The 15,971-nt window shown below is 70.9% G+C and carries 15 protein-coding genes and 1 pseudogene; 9 read left to right on the plus strand and 7 right to left on the minus strand.

Translation table 11 applies throughout. From position 1 onward, the window contains the following. Positions 1-149: 149 nt before the first annotated feature. Genes OG223_RS43665 through OG223_RS43675 form a run of 3 tightly spaced genes read right to left on the minus strand, consistent with a single transcriptional unit; the run spans position 150 to position 2,322 of the window. Complete coding sequence (locus tag OG223_RS43665; RefSeq protein WP_329261578.1) at positions 150-1,085, minus strand: PDR/VanB family oxidoreductase; 936 nt, start codon at positions 1,083-1,085, stop codon at positions 150-152. Further along, entirely contained in the window at positions 1,082-1,261 is a 180-nt protein-coding gene (locus OG223_RS43670) for a hypothetical protein (RefSeq protein ID WP_329261580.1), read from the minus strand. Before OG223_RS43670 ends, OG223_RS43665 begins: the two co-directional genes overlap by 4 nt. Continuing rightward, positions 1,258-2,322 (minus strand): aromatic ring-hydroxylating dioxygenase subunit alpha, encoded by a 1,065-nt coding sequence (locus tag OG223_RS43675; protein WP_329261583.1) that lies wholly within the window; start codon positions 2,320-2,322, stop codon positions 1,258-1,260. The genes OG223_RS43670 and OG223_RS43675 overlap by 4 nt, the downstream gene beginning before the upstream one ends. 247 nt (positions 2,323-2,569) lie before the next feature. Between OG223_RS43675 and OG223_RS43680 the strand changes: the two genes are divergently transcribed. The 4 genes and pseudogenes from OG223_RS43680 to OG223_RS43695 all read left to right on the plus strand — a co-directional run. Next, a complete protein-coding gene (locus OG223_RS43680; RefSeq protein WP_329261586.1) occupies positions 2,570-3,448 on the plus strand; it encodes an LLM class flavin-dependent oxidoreductase in 879 nt (292 codons plus the stop codon). A 609-nt stretch (positions 3,449-4,057) separates the two neighbouring features. Beyond that, positions 4,058-4,240 carry a hypothetical protein gene (locus tag OG223_RS43685; RefSeq protein WP_329261589.1) on the plus strand — a complete coding sequence of 61 codons (183 nt, stop codon included), beginning with the start codon at positions 4,058-4,060 and terminating at the stop codon, positions 4,238-4,240. Next, on the plus strand, positions 4,200-4,400 hold the full coding sequence (locus OG223_RS43690) for a hypothetical protein (protein WP_329261591.1): 201 nt from the start codon (positions 4,200-4,202) through the stop codon (positions 4,398-4,400). The genes OG223_RS43685 and OG223_RS43690 overlap by 41 nt, the downstream gene beginning before the upstream one ends. Before the next feature lie 203 nt (positions 4,401-4,603). Beyond that, a pseudogene (locus OG223_RS43695) lies at positions 4,604-5,104 on the plus strand (M48 family metallopeptidase); the annotation flags it as partial. A gap of 47 nt (positions 5,105-5,151) precedes the next feature. Here the strand turns inward: OG223_RS43695 and OG223_RS43700 are convergent. From OG223_RS43700 to OG223_RS43710, 3 genes are all read right to left on the minus strand, one after another. Next, positions 5,152-5,940 (minus strand): MIP/aquaporin family protein, encoded by a 789-nt coding sequence (locus OG223_RS43700; RefSeq protein WP_329261594.1) that lies wholly within the window; start codon positions 5,938-5,940, stop codon positions 5,152-5,154. Continuing rightward, complete coding sequence (locus tag OG223_RS43705) at positions 5,937-6,674, minus strand: YoaK family protein (protein WP_329261596.1); 738 nt, start codon at positions 6,672-6,674, stop codon at positions 5,937-5,939. The genes OG223_RS43700 and OG223_RS43705 overlap by 4 nt, the downstream gene beginning before the upstream one ends. Positions 6,675-6,818: 144 nt before the next feature. Beyond that, positions 6,819-7,763 carry a LysR family transcriptional regulator gene (locus OG223_RS43710; protein ID WP_329261599.1) on the minus strand — a complete coding sequence of 315 codons (945 nt, stop codon included), beginning with the start codon at positions 7,761-7,763 and terminating at the stop codon, positions 6,819-6,821. A gap of 141 nt (positions 7,764-7,904) precedes the next feature. Here OG223_RS43710 and OG223_RS43715 point away from each other — a divergent pair, with 141 nt between their 5' ends. From OG223_RS43715 to OG223_RS43735, 5 genes are all read left to right on the plus strand, one after another. Then, entirely contained in the window at positions 7,905-9,794 is a 1,890-nt protein-coding gene (locus OG223_RS43715; protein WP_329265790.1) for an amidohydrolase, read from the plus strand. A 52-nt stretch (positions 9,795-9,846) separates the two neighbouring features. Beyond that, positions 9,847-11,490 (plus strand): MFS transporter, encoded by a 1,644-nt coding sequence (locus OG223_RS43720; RefSeq protein ID WP_329261603.1) that lies wholly within the window; start codon positions 9,847-9,849, stop codon positions 11,488-11,490. Positions 11,491-11,571: 81 nt separating this feature from the next. After that, entirely contained in the window at positions 11,572-11,820 is a 249-nt protein-coding gene (locus OG223_RS43725; protein ID WP_329261606.1) for an Atu4866 domain-containing protein, read from the plus strand. Between the two features lie 12 nt (positions 11,821-11,832). Continuing rightward, positions 11,833-13,380, plus strand: a complete 1,548-nt coding sequence (locus OG223_RS43730; RefSeq protein WP_329261609.1) for a Na+/H+ antiporter — start codon at positions 11,833-11,835, stop codon at positions 13,378-13,380. Between the two features lie 61 nt (positions 13,381-13,441). Further along, positions 13,442-14,827, plus strand: coding sequence for an amidohydrolase family protein (locus tag OG223_RS43735; RefSeq protein WP_329261612.1), 1,386 nt, complete (start codon positions 13,442-13,444; stop codon positions 14,825-14,827). Between the two features lie 67 nt (positions 14,828-14,894). Here the strand turns inward: OG223_RS43735 and OG223_RS43740 are convergent, their stop codons facing one another. Further along, the gene (locus tag OG223_RS43740; RefSeq protein ID WP_329261615.1) at positions 14,895-15,968 is read right to left on the minus strand and encodes a glycosyl hydrolase family 18 protein; all 1,074 of its coding nucleotides are present in this window, start codon (positions 15,966-15,968) and stop codon (positions 14,895-14,897) included. Positions 15,969-15,971 lie beyond the last annotated feature (3 nt).

Below are 15,971 nucleotides of genomic sequence, written 5' to 3' on the forward strand. Positions count from 1 at the left end.
ATCGCACAGTGGTGCTCAATGGGTGTTGAGCGGGAACGTAGGGCCCCGTCGCGGCCAGGTCAATGCCTAGTGCTCACAATATTGTTGACAGTTGCCGAAGTGTGCTCTTGGCGTGTTGTCCGTCGTCGTCACAGATCCAGCCCGCGTCGTCACAGATCCAGTACGAGCCGTTTCCCCACACAGCGTGAGACGCAGATGAGCATCGTCTCGCCGGCCGCCCGCTCCTCCTCGCTCAGCACCGAGTCCCGGTGGTCCGGGGTGCCGTCGAGGACATCGGTCTCGCAGGTCCCGCAGGTGCCCTCGGTGCACGAGAACAGCACCTCGACACCGGCGGCGCGCACGGTGTCGAGCACGGACACGCCCACCGGGACGGTGACCGTCTTCCCGCTCTGCTCCAGCACGACCTCGAACTCGCTGTCGGCGCCCGCGACTTGGACCTTCGGCTGGAACCGCTCCACCCGCAGGATCCCGCCGGGACACCGCTCCTCGACCGCGTCGAGCAGCGGCCCGGGACCGCAGCAGTAGACGAGGGTGCCTTCGGGTACGTCGTCCAGCACCGACGGCAGGTCGAGCAGCCCGACCTCGTCCTGCGGAGCGACGGTGACGCGGTCGCCGTAGCGGCCCAACTCCTCCGTGAACGCGAGGGAGTTGCGGGTGCGGCCGCCGTAGAGGAGGCTCCACTCCGCGCCCGACGCCTCCGCCGCGGCCAGCATCGGCAGGAGGGGGGTGATGCCGATGCCGCCCGCGACGAAGCGGTAGCGGGGGGCGGGCTCCAGCCGGAAGTGGTTGCGCGGCCCGCGCACCCCCACCTTGTCGCCCTGCCCCAACTGCCCGTGCACGTAAGCCGATCCGCCCCGCCCTTCCGTCTCCCGCAGCACCGCGATCCGCCACGCCGTACGGTCGGCCGGGTCGCCGCACAGCGAGTACTGGCGCTCCAGGCCGGGGCCGAGCAGGACGTCGATGTGGGCGCCCGGTTCCCAGGCGGGGAGTTGGTCGCCGAGCGGATGGCGCAGGGTGAGGGCGAGGACGCCGTCAGCCGCGAACTGCCTTTCCGCTACGACGAGTTCGGCCTCGTAGGTGGTCATGTGCCCGCTCCCTGCGGCTCGTCGACGGAGTGGCCGCGGGGGTGGGCGAGCATCCACTCCCACATCTCGATCGGGTCCTGCGAGGTGTGCTCGCGGCCGCAGTGACAGGTGCCGTGCAGGAGGTCCGTCCCCGGCAGCCAGTCGATGCGGTAGACCTCGCCGGTCGGAGCGGTCACTGGACCTTCTCCACGGGCTTGGCGCCCTCCTCGACCAGCCGGGCGAGGATCCGGCGGGCGGCGAGACCGCCGGTGTCGATGTTGATGCTCAGCTCCTGATAGCCGGCGCGCTCCGAACCCAGCGTCTTCTGAAGGAGGTTGAGTGCGTCCACGTCCTGCATGACGACCGTGTGGTTGTTGCTCCGGAGGAACTCGGTGACCTCGGCGTCGTCCGTGGCCCAGTCGCGCGAGACCGCCCAGAAGTCGTACACCTTGCCGTCGGAGGAGGGCGTGATGGCGTAGGTGATCTCGGTGTGGAAGCCGTTCGGGTCGCTGCCGTCCGCCTCGGGCAGGACGCCGACCGGGGCGATGCGGCTGTGCAGGAGGTAGAGACAGGGCGCGTGGTATTCGATGTCCTGCCAGCGGGTGATCCGCCCTTGTATTCCAGTGGACTTGGCGTAGAACGGCGGGCACTCGGCGTCGTCCATGTGCCGGCTCACCCGTACGACGCCGGCGCCCTCGTCGACCTCCGTGGTGATCGGCGTCTCGGCGACCTCGGGGGAGCCGATGTAACCGCCGTGCAGATAGGTCTCGTGGGAGAGGTCGAGGAGGTTGTCCACGAGGAGGCCGTAGTCGGCGTCGATCGGTTCCATGCCGCTGACGGTGACCCAGTCGGGGGAGGCGAGGTGCGGGGCGCGGGGGATGACCTGTGGGTCCGCGAGCCCGGGGTCGCCGATCCACACCCAGATCAGCGCGTCCTGCTCGACCACCGGGTACGAGGCGACGCGGGCGGTGCGGGGGATGCGTTTCTGCCCCGGCACGTACACGCAGGTGCCCGTCGTGTCGTAGGTGAAGCCGTGGTAGCCGCAGACGACCCGGTCGCCGTCGAGGCGGCTCTCGGAGAGCGGGAACCGCCGGTGCACACACCGGTCGTGCAGCGCCACGGCGGTGCCGTCGTCCTCGGTGCGGTAGAAGACGAGGGGCTCGCCGAGGATCGTCCGGCCGAGCAGGTCGCGGCCGACCTCGTGGCTGTAGGCGGCGACGTACCACTGGTTCCTGGCGAAGGCGGTCATGTGCGGCATCGTTGCGGCTCCCGTCATTGGGTGATGGCGACATCGTCCGGAAGGGGGGTGCGGGGCCGCAATAGGTCTTCCGCGTCACGGAAGGGGGTGGGGGAGGAAAGGGACTTGAGCCGTCGGCGCGGCCTTTTCTGGTTGCCCTTGACCGACGCGCTGACGTAGAAGTATTGCCGTCCTCGAGGAGTGGGGATGATCCACTCGCACCGGCACGGTGTGTGAAGAGGACGTGGGGACGCACATGCGCGTGGGGATGACGGTATTGCCGGAGTATTCCGGAGAGGCCGCCCGGAAGATCTGGGCGAGCGTCGAAGAGTACGGGTTCGATCACGGCTGGACCTTCGACCATCTCGGCTGGGACGGGCTGCTCGACGGCCCGTGGTACGGCACGGTGCCGACGCTGACCCTCGCCGCAATGGTCACGTCGACGCTGGAGATCGGCACGCTGGTGGCCGGCCCGAACTTCCGTCACCCGGTGGCCTTCTCCCGCGACCTGATCGGCCTCGACGAGATCAGCGAAGGGCGTCTCACGCTCGGCGTCGGTGCCGGTGCGGAGAGCGGGTACGACGTCGAGGTTCTAGGGGAGGGCGCGCCGAAGAGCCGGGTCCGCAGGTTCGGCGAGTTCGTCGAACTGCTCGATCGGCTCCTCCGCGAGGACCATGTCTCCTTCCACGGCGACTACTACTCCGCCGTGGACGCCCGTTCGGTGCCCGGGTGCCGGCAGCGGCCGCGGCTGCCGTTCATCGTGGCGGCCAACGGTCCCGGGGCGGCGTCCGTCGCGGCGCGGTACGGGCAGGGGTGGGTGACGATCGGAGGGAAGGCGGAGCGGCTCGACGCGTGGTGGGGTCTTGTCGCGGAGGCGAGCGACCGGATGACGGCCGCCCTCGCGACGCACGGACGCGAGGCCGATCCGGAGTTCCGGCGGGTGCTGCAGACCGATGCCGCACCGGTGCTCAGTATCCAGTCGGCCGACTGCTTCGACGAATTCCTGGGCCGGGCCGACGCGTTGGGGTTCACCGACGTCGTCGCCCCGTGGCCGCGGGCGCAAGGTCCCTTCTCCGCGCCGCGGTCGGTGGTCGATCGGATCGCCGCGGACGTTCTTCCCCGGTGGCAGACTTCGGGAAACGACTGACCGTCACCAACGGTCGGGGCGTCTCGGGCGACACTGTCGGCCGGTTGGCGTGCGCGGGCGGACAACATCATCTCGGACATCGGAAACTGGGACGGGCCATGACGTCTTGGACAGCTCTCGCAGGTGGCGCCGCTTTCGCCGCGTTCTCCGCCCGCGCCTGGGTGGGAGCGGTCAGGTATTGGCGCGACCCCAGGGTGCGCACGTGGGCGGGGCCCCTTTCCCGACTTCTCGGTGCGAAAGGGCTCCAAAGGCTCGAAAGTGGTTCCGTGCTCAACGCCGTGTGCTTGAGCGGTTTGACGCTCCTTCTGCTCGGGGGTGCCTGGCTGCCGCCTGCGGGGAGTTCGGCTGGGGAAAACCCGGTCGCCTTGGGGATTACGTCCGCAGGGCTGATCGTCTTTCTCCTCGGGCTCGTGGCTCAGCTTTCTCTCGTATTTTTTGGCCGGCCCTTGTTCGTGATCCCGAAACACGCCAGGGGGGAGTCCCGCGAGGGTCGGCCTCAGCGGGATGCCACCGGGTCCGGGACCGACAATTCCCGTGCCGGGTAATCCAGTTGGGCGCTGACGGCTGTATCGGGGTGTCACTGCTGTGATCCTGTGGAGGGACCCTGAAATGGTTGTCGAACCTGTGGTGGTGGTCGTGGTGCCGGTCTGTGCGCGGCTGGTGTACGCGCTGGCGGTGCTGTGGACGCAGCCGGTGCGGGAGCGCGCGTGGGCGCACGCGCTGGCCACGGTCGTGCGGGCGGCCGGGCCCGGTGGCACGTCGAGGTCACGCGTGCCGACGGCGACACGCTGAACGCGCGTTCGGCGACGGCCGTAGCGCCGGCCGGGACCCCGTCGTCATCGCGCTGCGCGACGCGCAGGCATGGCTGCGGGCCGCCGTCGAGGAGGACCCGGAGCGGCTCGCGCGGGCGCGGGCGGCGCTGGCCCGCGGACGGGAAGGGGAGAGCCGGTGACCACTGTCGTGGGGTGGTTACGCGGGCTGTTCGCGGTGGGGATGCTCGCCGGGTTCTACGTCGTGTCGTTCACCCTCCTCGCGGCCGACGCGGCACTCGTCGTCTTCATGCTGAAAGGGATGGTCGAACGCCCTTCCCAGGCCGGCAACTGGTCGCTCGCCCTGGCCGGCAGCATCCCGGGGGCCGCCGCCCTGCTGTACGGGATGGCCACGGTGAGCCGCACGGAGGAGCCCCCGCCCGACGCGGTCGCCCTGCGCCGTGCCGACGCTCCCGGCCTGTGGCGGCTGGTCGAGGATCTGGCCGGGCAGTTGGGCACCCGGCCGCCCGGCCGGATCCTCCTGACGTCTGAGGCCAACGCGTCGGTGTCGGAGGAGGCCCGGCTGCTCGGCTTCGCGGTCGGGGAGCGGACCATGAACCTGGGCGTGCCCCTGCTCCTCTGGCTGAAGCCCGTCGAACTGCGGGCCGTGCTCTGCCATGAACTCGGCCACTACGCGGGCCGGCACACCCGGTTCGGCGCGATCACCTACCGGGGCGCCGCGTCGCTGCGCTCCACCCTGTTCCGGCTGCGGATGACCGCGCGGTCCGACGACGCCCGGATCGGGTACGCCTGGCTGTTCCAGGCGGCGATCGGCGTCTACGCCTGGGTGTATCTACGCCTGACACTGGCGGTGCGCCGACGCCACCAGGAGCTGGAGGCGGTCGCCTGTGGCCGTGCCGCCGCCACCGGGGAAGAGCGCGTCGAGACCTTCGGCTACGGCCGGGAGGTCGGCGCCGGTTCCTTCGCGGCCGGTGCGGGTGCGGGTGCGGGTGCCGGTGCGGTCGTGCGGCGGCGGGAGTTGATCCGGTTGATCACGACCGTCGCCGCGAGCGCGCCGAGCGGCGGGGCGAGCAGATAGACGGGCAGGAGGGACGGGTTCCCGGAGAGCACCGCCGGGCCGAACTCCCGTGCGGGGTTGGCGATTCCGCCGGACAGGGTGCCGAACGCGATGATCTGGGCGGCGATCATCGTGCCGACCGCCCAGGGGGTGAACGGGCCGAGTCTGCGGCTGGAGACGCCGATCCCGGCGACGGCGACGATGACGAACATCGTGGCGGTCTCGATCCCGGCGACGACGGCCCAACTCCAGTGGGGAGCAGGGCGGATGACGGCGAAGTCCACGGCCGGGGAGGCGAACACCGGCCCCCAGACGAGGCGTCCGGCCGCGATGCCGAGCAGCGATCCGATCAGTTGACCGGCGATGAACGGCGCGACATCGCGGCCCGGTGTGCGGCCGTAGCGCCACATCGCGAGGGTGATCGCCGGGTTGATGTGGCCGCCGGTCACCTTGCCCCAGGGGGAGAGCATGACGGCGGTGACCGTGTAGCCGGAGAGCGGGGCCACCGCGAGCAGTCGGCCCTCCAGGGTGTTCCACCAGCCGCCGGACGCCGGGTCGACGGTGCCCAGCAGCCAGCGGACCGCCGTGGCCACGACGAACAACATCAGTGCGGTCAGGGCGAGTTCGAGGAGGGCGGAGTACAGCGTGCGGCGGTTCCTGTTCACAGCGGCTTCGTCCACGAGGCGTCGGAGCGGGTCAGGACGAACGCGGTGCCGGAGGCCGCCACCAGCAGCAGCGCGGCGAACAGCAGGGGCAGCGCCCGGCCGCCGTGCTCGACCGCGACGGCACCGGCGAGACCGCCCGCGAACATCGCCGCGGCCGAGAGCGCCCGGCGGCCGGCCTTGCTGCCCTTGCCGCCCGCGAGACGGCTGTCCGCGGCGACTCCGGTGATGGTGAGCGTCAGCACGGTCGTCGTCAGGTCGGGCACGGCCAGGGCGCGGGCGGTGGCGTTCTGCACGCCCATCGCGAGGCCGAGGAGGGCGATCAGGGTGTACTGGACGGCCGTGCCGACGTGTGCGGTGTCGGTGACCTGGGCGACGACGTACGCGGCCAGGACCAGGGTCGTCTCCAGCAGCAGCGCCAGGTGCAGGACGCGGCCCCGGTGGGCGCCGGCGCCGTGCGCGAGCCGTCCGCCGAGCAGGGCGCCGGTGGCGAACGCGGCCAGTGCCGCGAGGGAGGCCGCCAGGGAGAAGCCCGCCGCGCCGGCGATCGCGAAGCCGGAGAAGACGACGTTGCCGGTCATGTTGGCGACGAAGACATGGCCCAGGACGAGATAGCTGAAGGCGTCGACGAGTCCGGTCACCACCGTCAGCGCGAGCATGAGCGGGGGGAGCGGACCGTGCCGGTCCTTCATGTCGGGGACGACCGTGGCCCACGCGTCGTGCAGTGCGGCAGGCATGGCATTGCTCCCATTCGCTGGAGATCCGACCCTGAAAATCTGGCTTCTCCACGAGCCTCGCGCCACCGGGAGCGTTTCGTCCAACATATGGATGCGGACGCAGCGATCTCCTGCACCGATCGATCTTCTCTGCCGATCGATCTTCTACGTCGATCGGTCGCCCCGGCCCGTGCTCGCGTGCCGCTCCACCACTTCCAGGAACGCGGCGGCGGCCGGCGCCAGCCGCTTGCTGTCGTGGACCGCGCAGATGGTGTGCACCGCCGCCTCGTCCGCGATCCGCAGCGCGCGGCCCCCGTACGGCAGTGCGGTGCGGGGGTCCGGGGCCGCGACGGAGTCGTCGAACACGGACGACCGGGGGACGACCGTCACGCCGATGCCCCGTGCGGCCAGCCGGATCATGTCGTGGATCTGGCCGACCTGGAAGTGCTGGCCGGGTTCCACTCCGGCGCGGGCGAAGGCGGCCTCCACCTGGCGGCGCAGTCCGCTGCCCCGGGTGAACTGGATGAGCTGGTGGCTCTCCGGCAGATCGGCGAGGTCGACGGTGTCGCGGTCGGCCAGGGCGTGGTCGGCGGGCACGATCAGCACCAGCGGGTCGACGGCCAGCACCAAGTGGTCGAGCCCGTCCGGGACTTGGCGCGGGCCCAGGCCCACGACCGCGATGTCGAGGTCCCCGGCCAGGACCGACGCGGCCATCTCCGCGCTGGGCGCGTTGGTCACATGGAAGTCGATGCCCGGGTAGCGGGCGTGGTAGTCGGCCATCACCTCGACCAGGTCGACCGAGGAGGCCCGCGTCTGGACCAGGCCGAGCCGCAGCCGCCCGCGCCGCAGTCCGGACAGGGCGTCGAGGGCCGCCCGGGCGTTGCCGACGTCGGCGAGGATGCGGCGGGCCAGCGGTTCGAGGAGTTCCCCGGCGGCCGTCAGTCGTACGGAACGGCTGGTGCGGCTGAAGAGCTGGGCGCCCACGTCCTTCTCCAGCCGGGCGATCTGCTGGCTCAGCGCGGACTGGGCGACATAGCAACTGGCCGCAGCCTGGGTGAAGTTACGGGTCTCGGCGACGGCGAGGAAGTACTTCAGATGCCTCAGATCCATGGCGCGCCCGTCTCCTGATCCAGCTCTTTCGGCGATCGATACATGCGGATCCATGTGTTGGACCGATCCATCGTCGCAAACCTAGCGTCGAACCGCCACCAGCCGAGTCCGACCTCAGGAGCCGACGTGTCCAGCAGCACCATGCCCGTGGGCGGCATACGCCCGCACGACGGAGTCGAGAACCCCGCCCAACTCGTCGTCCGCAACGCCCGCATCCACACCGGTGACCCCGCCCGCCCGGCGGCGTCCGCCGTGGCGATCACCGACGGCGTCTTCACCGCCGTGGGCGACGACGCGACCGTGGCCCCGCACATCGGCCCCGCCACCCGGGTCGTGGACGCGCTCGGCCGACGGGTGATTCCCGGGCTCAACGACTCCCATCTGCACGTCATCCGGGGCGGGTTGAACTATCTGCTGGAGCTGCGCTGGGACGGCGTACGGTCGTTGCGCACCGCGCTGCGGATGCTGCGGGAGCAGGCCGAGCGCACGCCAACGGGGCAGTGGGTGCGGGTCGTTGGCGGCTGGACCGGCGAGCAGTTCGCGGAGAAGCGGCTGCCGACCGTCTCCGAGTTGAACGCCGCCGCCCCCGACACCCCTGTGTTCGTCCTGCACTTGTACCAGTCGGCGATCCTCAACCGGGCCGCGCTGGAGGCTGTCGGCTTCACGCGGGACTCGCCGAATCCGCCCGGCGGCGAGATCGTCCGCGACTTCGCGGGCAACCCCACCGGCGTGCTGCTGGCCGCGCCCGCCGCCGGGCTGCTCTACTCCACGCTCGCCAAGGGCCCGATCCTCGCCCCCGAGGACCAACTCGGCTCCACCCGGCACTACTTGAGGGAACTGAACCGCTTCGGCATCACCAGCGCCATCGACGCCGCCGGCGGTTTCCAGAACTTCCCCGACAACTACGCGGCCGTCACCGAACTCGCCGAGCGCGGCGAGCTGACCGTCCGTATCGCCTACCACCTCTTCCCGCAGACCGCCGGGCAGGAACTCGACGACCTGCGCCGTTGGATCGGCATGGTCAGCCCCGGCGACGGCGACGAATGGCTGCGCTGCAACGGCGCCGGCGAGAACCTCGCCTGGTCCCCGGCCGACTTCGAGAACTTCGCCGAGCCCCGCCCCCAACTCACCGCCCGCGCAAGGGAAGACCTGGCGGCGGCGGCCCGGCTGCTGCTCGACAACGGCTGGGGCTTCCGCCTTCACGCCACCTATGACGAGACCATCCGGCAGGACCTCGACGTCTTCGAGAAGATCGCCGCGGACGGCGGATTCCCGGACGGGACACGGTGGTTGTTCGACCACGCCGAGACGGTGAGCCAGGAGAGCCTGGACCGGATCAAGGCCCTCGGCGGCGCGGTCTCCGTCCAGAACCGCATGATGTTCCAGGGCAAGGCCTTCATCGACCGCTACGGCGCCGAGCGCGCCGCGACCGCACCCCCGATCCGCGCCATGCGCGACACCGGTCTGCTGGTCGCCGCAGGCACCGACGCCACCCGCGTCTCCAGCTACAACCCGTGGCTGTCCCTGTCCTGGCTGGTCACCGGGCGTACCGTCGGCGACATCCTCCTCTACCCGGCCGAGAACCGCGTGGACCGTTCCACCGCCCTGGAGATGTACACCAGCGCAGGCGCCCAACTGACCGGCGAGGCCGACGTGAAGGGCACGATCACCGAGGGCAAGTACGGCGACCTGACGGTCCTGTCCGCCGACTACTTCTCCGTCGCCGACGAGGACATCGACCGTATCGAGGCCCTGGTTACCGTGGCCGGCGGCAGGATCGTGTACGCGGCGGGCGACTACGAGAACATCGCCGCACCGCTGCCGGAGATCAGCCCGGCCTGGAGTCCGGTGGCCCGCTTCGGCGGCTTCCAGGCGGCGACCGGCGTACGACAGGCCCATGCCCTCACTGACGCGGCCACCGACTCCGAGGAGCAGCGCGCCTGGCGCGAGCGACGTGGAGACTTCGACCACGTACCGTCCGTGCCGCACCAACTCGGCGGCGCGCTCGACCCGTTGGACGGCTGCTTCTGACCGGCGGGCGTACCTTCTTCTCGACCATCGACTTCGCCTCAGGAGCAGCACCATGAGCGCCAGTAAGACGTCCGGGAGTGAAGCACGGTCCGGCTCGGCGTGGGCGCCGCTGGCCCGCCCCGTGTTCCGGGCGCTGTGGATCGCCCAGTTCGTGTCGAACATCGGCACCTGGATGCAGACCGTCGGCGCGCAGTGGCTGCTGCTCGGGCACGGCGCGACGATGGTGACGCTGGTGCAGACGGCGTCGAGTCTGCCGATCGTGCTGCTGGCGCTGCCCTCGGGCGTGCTCGCCGACCGGTTCGACCGGCGGGCGCTGCTGCTGGTGGCGCAGTGCGCGATGTTCGCCGTGTCGGCGGTGCTGACCGTCCTGGCCTTCGCGGACGCGCTGTCCGCCGTACCCCTGCTTGCTCTCACCTTCCTCCTCGGCTGCGGGACCGCTCTGATGGGGCCGTCGTGGCAGGCCATCCAGCCGGAGCTGGTGGAGCGGGAGCAGTTGGGGCAGGCGTCCGCACTGGGCGCGGTGAACATGAACCTCGCACGGGCGGTCGGTCCGGCGCTCGGCGGCGTCGTGGTCGCGGCGGCCGGCGCGGGCTGGGTGTTCGGCTTCAACGCGGTGTCATTTCTCGGGATCGCCGCCGTCCTGCTGCTGTGGCACCGCCCGAAGACCACCGTCCCCGCCGACCGGCAGGAACGGCTCCTGACCGCGCTGTACGCGGGCCGCCGCTACGTTTGGAACGCTCCAGGCATCCGCCGCGTCCTGCTGCGCACCGCCCTGTTCATCCCCGGCGCGGCGGCGCTGTGGTCCCTGCTCCCGCTGATCGCCGCCGACTCGCTCGGGATGGGGTCGGGCGGTTACGGCCTGCTGCTCGGCGCGGTCGGGTTCGGCGCGGTGGCGGGCGCGTTCGCGCTGCCGTGGCTGCGCCAACACCTCGGTATCAACGGCATCTTGGCCGCCGGCGCCGTCATGTTCGCCCTCGTCCTCCTGGTCCTCGCAACCGTGCACATCACCTGGGTCGCGATCCTCGTGCTGCTGCCCGCAGGGGTGGCCTGGATCGGCGTCCTGTCCACCCTCAACGCGGCGATGCAGACCCGGCTCCCCGGCTGGGTCCGGGCCCGCGGACTCGCCGTCTACCTACTGGTCTTCCAGGGCGGCCAGGCTCTCGCCGCCCCCGTGTGGGGCGCCCTGGTGCAATGGCTGGGCCTGACCACCGCCCTCCTCATCGGCACCGCCGCGATGCTGCTCAGCGCACTCAGCCTCTACAGATGGCGGCTCTACGGCATGGAGGGCATCGATCCGACTCTCTCCGACCACTGGCCGACCCCGCCGCTGGTCTTCGTGCCTGGTCCGTCCGACGGCCCGGTGCTGGTGTCCGTCGTGTATCGCGTCGCGCCGGACGACAGCGCGGCGTTCATCGACGCCATGGACCGCGTCGCCCACTCCCGCCGCCGTACGGGCGCCATCACTTGGGGCCTTTTCCAGGACGGCAACGAACCCGGCCGGTTCATCGAGAACTACCTCGTCGGCACCTGGTCCGAACACCTCGCCCAGCACCACAACCGGCTCACCACGACCGACCGGGGCTTCGAGGACCGCGCCCGTGCCCTGCTCCTGCCCGGCACCGCCCCCGAGGTGACCCACGCCTTCGACGCCGCCGTTGGACCGGTCCTGCCCACCTCGGAGAGCCGCCCTTCCTGAACGAAGACCTGAAGGTGGGTGCCGCACACCCAGGAGAGGCGTGGCCTGGTTACCCCCGCGCGGCAACGCGACCGTGGAGCCATGAACACGAACGCAGCACCGCACCCCTTCGTCGGCATGTGGGTCACCGCCGACGGCCACATCCGGCAGGAACTCCTCCCGAACGGCCGCTACGACGAGGCCCGCGGCGACCGGCGGAGCGCCTACACCGGCAGCTACACCGTCACCGGCGACCACATCGACTACGTCGACGACACCGGCTTCACCGCCACCGGTGACGTCCGCGACGGCGTGCTCTACCACGAGCACCTCGTCCTGTACCGCGCGTAACCCGGCACGGCCATGGACAGCCTGGAACTGATCGTCGTCGTCGCGGCCGCCGTCCTGCTCATGGGCCGGCTGTCGCGGCGCACGGGCCTGAGCGAACCCCTGCTGCTGCTCGCCGCGGGCACCCTCGTGGGACTGACGCCGTCCTTCTCGTCGTTCGCGCTGTCCCCGGACGTCGTCCTGTTCCTCTTCCTGCCCGCGCTGCTGTACTGGGAGGCGCTGACCTCCTCGGTGCGGGAGATCCGCGCCAACTTCCGCAGCATCGCGCTCCAGTCCACCGGGCTGGTCCTCGCCACCGCCGCCGCGGTCGCCGTCGTGGCCCACGCGCTGGGCTACGGCTGGCCGATCGCCTTCGTCCTCGGCGCCGTGCTCGCCCCGACGGACGCGGCGGCCGTCGCCGCCGTCGCCAAGGCCATGCCGCGCCGCATCCTCACCGTGCTGCGCACCGAGAGCCTCCTCAACGACGGGACCGCGCTGGTCCTGCTGGCCGTGACCATCGACGTCGTCACCGACGAGCACCCCTTCTCCTGGTCCGGCACGGCGCTCGCCTTCGTCGCGTCCTACGCCGGCGGCATCGCGATCGGGGCCGCGGTCGCCCTGCTGCTGATCCCGGTCAGGCGTCGGCTGCCCGAACCGCTGCTGCACAGCGTGCTGAGCGTCGCGACCCCCTTCCTCGCCTACCTCCCCGCCGAACTCCTGCATGTCTCCGGCGTGTTGGCGGTCGTCGTGTGCGGTCTGGTGTCCGCCCGGTTCGGGCCGCGTGTCATCGGGTCCGAGGCCCGGATCCAGGCCGTCGCCTTCTGTGAGGTGGCCAGTTATCTCCTCAACGGCGCCCTGTTCGTCCTCGTCGGGATCCAACTGCCCGCCACTGTAAGGGCGTTGACGTCCGTGTCGCTCCTGCAAGCGACAGCCGCCGCCCTCGCGGTGAGCGTCGCGGTGCTCGGCACCCGGCTGCTCTGGTTCTACTCGGTGCCCTATCTCGTACGGCTCCTGGACCGGCGTCCCCGGCAGCGGGACCGCCGGATCACCGCCCCGCAGCGGCTGCCGCTGGCCTGGGCCGGGATGCGCGGCGCCATCTCGCTGGCCGCCGCACTGACCGTGCCCGCCACGACCGCCGAAGGGCGGGTCGTCGAGCAGCGGGACGCCGTCGTGTTCCTCACCGCGGTCGTCATCGTCGTCACCCTCACCCTGCTCGGCCCCACCCTGCCGGCCGTGGTCCGCCGGGCCCGCTTCCCGGCCGACGAGGACAAGAGCGCCGAACTCACCCTCGCCCGCTGCCGGTTGAGCAGCGCCGCCCTCGACGCCCTGCCGGAACTGGCCGAGCGGTTCGGGGTGCCCGAGGAGGACAGCGCGCGCATGGTCCAGGACATCGAGGACCGCACGGCCCCGGCACCCGGCTCCGCGCACCGCCGCGAGAGCGTCCGCAGGCTCCGACTGGCCCTGCTCCAGGTCAAACGCGACACCCTCACCGACCTGCGCGACAGCGGCCGTATCGACGACATCGTCCTGCGGTCCGTGCAGGAGGTCCTCGACGTGGAGGAAGTCCGCCTGGGCAGGCCCTGAACCGCATCCCGCACGCGAAGCCACCCCGACACCGTCTCGACTCGCCCGAAAGGGGCCTCTCATGAACACCCACGACACCACCGGCCTTCTCGACCGACTTCGCCGCCAGGCCGCCGACCCCGGCCGGCGCATCCTCTTCACCAGTGCGACCATCGTCACGATGGACCCCGAACTGGGCACTGTCCAGGGCGACTTGCTCGTCGAGGGCGACCGCATCGCCGCGATCGGGCCGGACCTGGCAGCGGACGGCGCGGTGGTCGTCGACGCCTCCGGCACGATCCTGGCGCCCGGTCTCGTCGACACCCACCGGCACGCCTGGGAGGCCCAGTTGCGCCGGATCATGCCCGACGTCGACGACCTCGGCGGCTATGTGATGACCACCCTCGCCGGATACGCCACCCTCTACCGACCCGAGGACATGTACACCGGCACCAGACTCGCGGCGCTCACCGCGCTCGACAGCGGCATCACCACCATGCTCGACTTCTCGCACAACTCCCGTACCCGCGAACACTCCGAAGCCGCGATCGAAGCCCTCCGCGACACCGGCATCCGCGGCGTCCACGCCTCCATGGGCCCGCACTTCGGCGACTGGGACCGCCAGTGGCCGGCCGACCTGACCCGCCTCAAGGACCGCTACTTCAGCAGCGACGACCAGCTCCTCACGCTGCGCCTGGCGACCCTGGCCACCGACGAGATCGCCGGCCCCGCCCTCGCCTACGGTCCCGAACTCGCCCGCACCGCAGCGGACTTGGGCATCGGCGTGAGCGTCGACGCGGTCTTCGGCGCCTCCGGGTCCAAGGCCGTACTGTCCTGGGCGGAGCACGGCGTCCTCGGCCCCGACGTCACCCTGATCCACGCCACGGGTCTGACCTCCGAGGCCTGGAAGACGATGGGGGAGTCCGGTACGACGGTCGCGCTGGCCCCCACCTCGGACGCGCAGATCGGACTGGAGACGGCGATCCCCGCGGTGGACGAGGCACTCGCCGTCGGCATCCGCCCCGGACTGAGCATCGATGTCGAAGTCGCCCTCGCCAGCGACCTGTTCACCCAGATGCGGGCCCTGCTCGCGATCCAGCGGATGCGCGCGGTCAACGCCGCCTACGGCACCGGCGGCGAGCTCTCCCGCATCACCACGCACGACGTCCTCGACTTCGCCACCCTCCAGGGCGCCCGGACCAACGGCCTAGGCGACGTCACCGGCTCGCTCACCCCCGGCAAGAAGGCCGACCTGGTGGTGGTCCAGGCCGAGGACCTCAACAACATGCCGCTCAACGACCCGATCGGCACCCTGGTGTCGGGCACCGACGCCCGCAACATCACCGCCGTGTTCGTGGACGGGCAGCCGCGCAAGTGGGACGGTCACGTGCTCGACGTGGACCTGCCCGCCCTGCGTGCCGAGGTCAGGGCGTCCCGCGACCACGTCCTCAACACCCCTGTCCGCTGAGGGAAGTTGATGCGGCGGACACCGAGTCGAGTTCGAGGGTGCCCGCCGCATCGGCGTGTCGTACGGATCAGTTGGAGAACCAGGGGTTCCCGCCGCCCAGCGACCACACCGAGACCTTGGTGACGCCGAGGCCCTTCAGCACCGCGAGCTTGCGGTCCATGGCGACACTGTCGACGTAGTCGTAGAGGACACCGCCGGAGGTCCAGCGGATCTCGCCGGAGGAGGCGTCCCGGCGGCTCTCGATGGTCGCCGGGTCGCTGGAGAAGCCGGGGCTCTGCCGCATGGCGCTGAACTGGATGTTGCCGGTAACGGAGTTGAGGTCGCAGGGGTCGGGCGCGCTGTAGCCGTAGGACGGCAGACCGATGATCAGGTGGTCGGGGTCGGTGACCTTGCTCTGCGCGTAGGTGGTGACGTTCTTCAGCCAGTCGTAGGGGCTGATGGGCAGGCAGCGGTCCCCGGACGCGGTGTCGAACTCCTCGTCGTACGCCATGATCACCAGGTCGTCGACGCCGGTGGCGACCACGGACGCGTAGTCGTAGAAGGAGGCGTCCTCGGTCATCGCGGGCGCGTCGACCTGGAGCCGCTTGCCGCTCGCGTGCAGGGCGGTGGCCAACTGGCCCAGGAACGTCTTGTAGTTGGTGAAGTCGGCGGTGCTCCAGGACCAGTAGTCCTCCAGGTCGACGTCGACACCGCTGAGCCCGGCGTCGTTGACGAGGGAGGTGACCTTGGTGACGGCCGCCGTACGGGTGCTCTTGCTCTTGACCAGGGCGTGGACGGCGGTGGTGGTCATGCCGGAGAGCGTCGGGTACTGGTTCGCGGAGTGCGCCTTCAGGTCGGCGACGTTGGCGGCGCTGTAGGTGTTGCACAGTCCGTCGGCGGTGGTCTCCAGGGTGACCGATCCGTCGTCGCCGACCGTCCAGTACTCGGGGTTGAGCGCGCCGTCCTTCACCCGGCCGTCGGCGTACTCGCTCGGCGCGGTGCACTGGGAGTCGCCGGTCGATCCGGGGTAGAGCCAGGTCTGGAGCTGGACGCCAGAGGTGGCGGACGTGGTGGCGCCGGCCGGGACCGAGGCCGTACAGGCAAGCAGCGTGGTGACCGTGCAGGCCACGACGCCGCTCACGGTCAGAGCATGGCGGAACATGAG

Source organism: Streptomyces sp. NBC_01478 (assembly GCF_036227225.1).
Taxonomy (GTDB): domain Bacteria; phylum Actinomycetota; class Actinomycetes; order Streptomycetales; family Streptomycetaceae; genus Streptomyces.

What these genes read in the sequence shown, in the direction of transcription:
- OG223_RS43665 (WP_329261578.1), bottom strand. Translation starts at nt 1,085, where the DNA reads ATGACCACCTACGAGGCCGAACTCGTCGTAGCGGAAAGGCAGTTCGCG.
- OG223_RS43675 (WP_329261583.1), bottom strand. Translation starts at nt 2,322, where the DNA reads ATGCCGCACATGACCGCCTTCGCCAGGAACCAGTGGTACGTCGCCGCC.
- OG223_RS43680 (WP_329261586.1), top strand. Translation starts at nt 2,570, where the DNA reads ATGACGGTATTGCCGGAGTATTCCGGAGAGGCCGCCCGGAAGATCTGG.
- OG223_RS43685 (WP_329261589.1), top strand. Translation starts at nt 4,058, where the DNA reads ATGGTTGTCGAACCTGTGGTGGTGGTCGTGGTGCCGGTCTGTGCGCGG.
- OG223_RS43705 (WP_329261596.1), bottom strand. Translation starts at nt 6,674, where the DNA reads ATGCCTGCCGCACTGCACGACGCGTGGGCCACGGTCGTCCCCGACATG.
- OG223_RS43710 (WP_329261599.1), bottom strand. Translation starts at nt 7,763, where the DNA reads ATGGATCTGAGGCATCTGAAGTACTTCCTCGCCGTCGCCGAGACCCGT.
- OG223_RS43715 (WP_329265790.1), top strand. Translation starts at nt 7,905, where the DNA reads ATGCCCGTGGGCGGCATACGCCCGCACGACGGAGTCGAGAACCCCGCC.
- OG223_RS43720 (WP_329261603.1), top strand. Translation starts at nt 9,847, where the DNA reads ATGAGCGCCAGTAAGACGTCCGGGAGTGAAGCACGGTCCGGCTCGGCG.
- OG223_RS43725 (WP_329261606.1), top strand. Translation starts at nt 11,572, where the DNA reads ATGAACACGAACGCAGCACCGCACCCCTTCGTCGGCATGTGGGTCACC.
- OG223_RS43730 (WP_329261609.1), top strand. Translation starts at nt 11,833, where the DNA reads ATGGACAGCCTGGAACTGATCGTCGTCGTCGCGGCCGCCGTCCTGCTC.
- OG223_RS43735 (WP_329261612.1), top strand. Translation starts at nt 13,442, where the DNA reads ATGAACACCCACGACACCACCGGCCTTCTCGACCGACTTCGCCGCCAG.
- OG223_RS43740 (WP_329261615.1), bottom strand. Translation starts at nt 15,968, where the DNA reads ATGTTCCGCCATGCTCTGACCGTGAGCGGCGTCGTGGCCTGCACGGTC.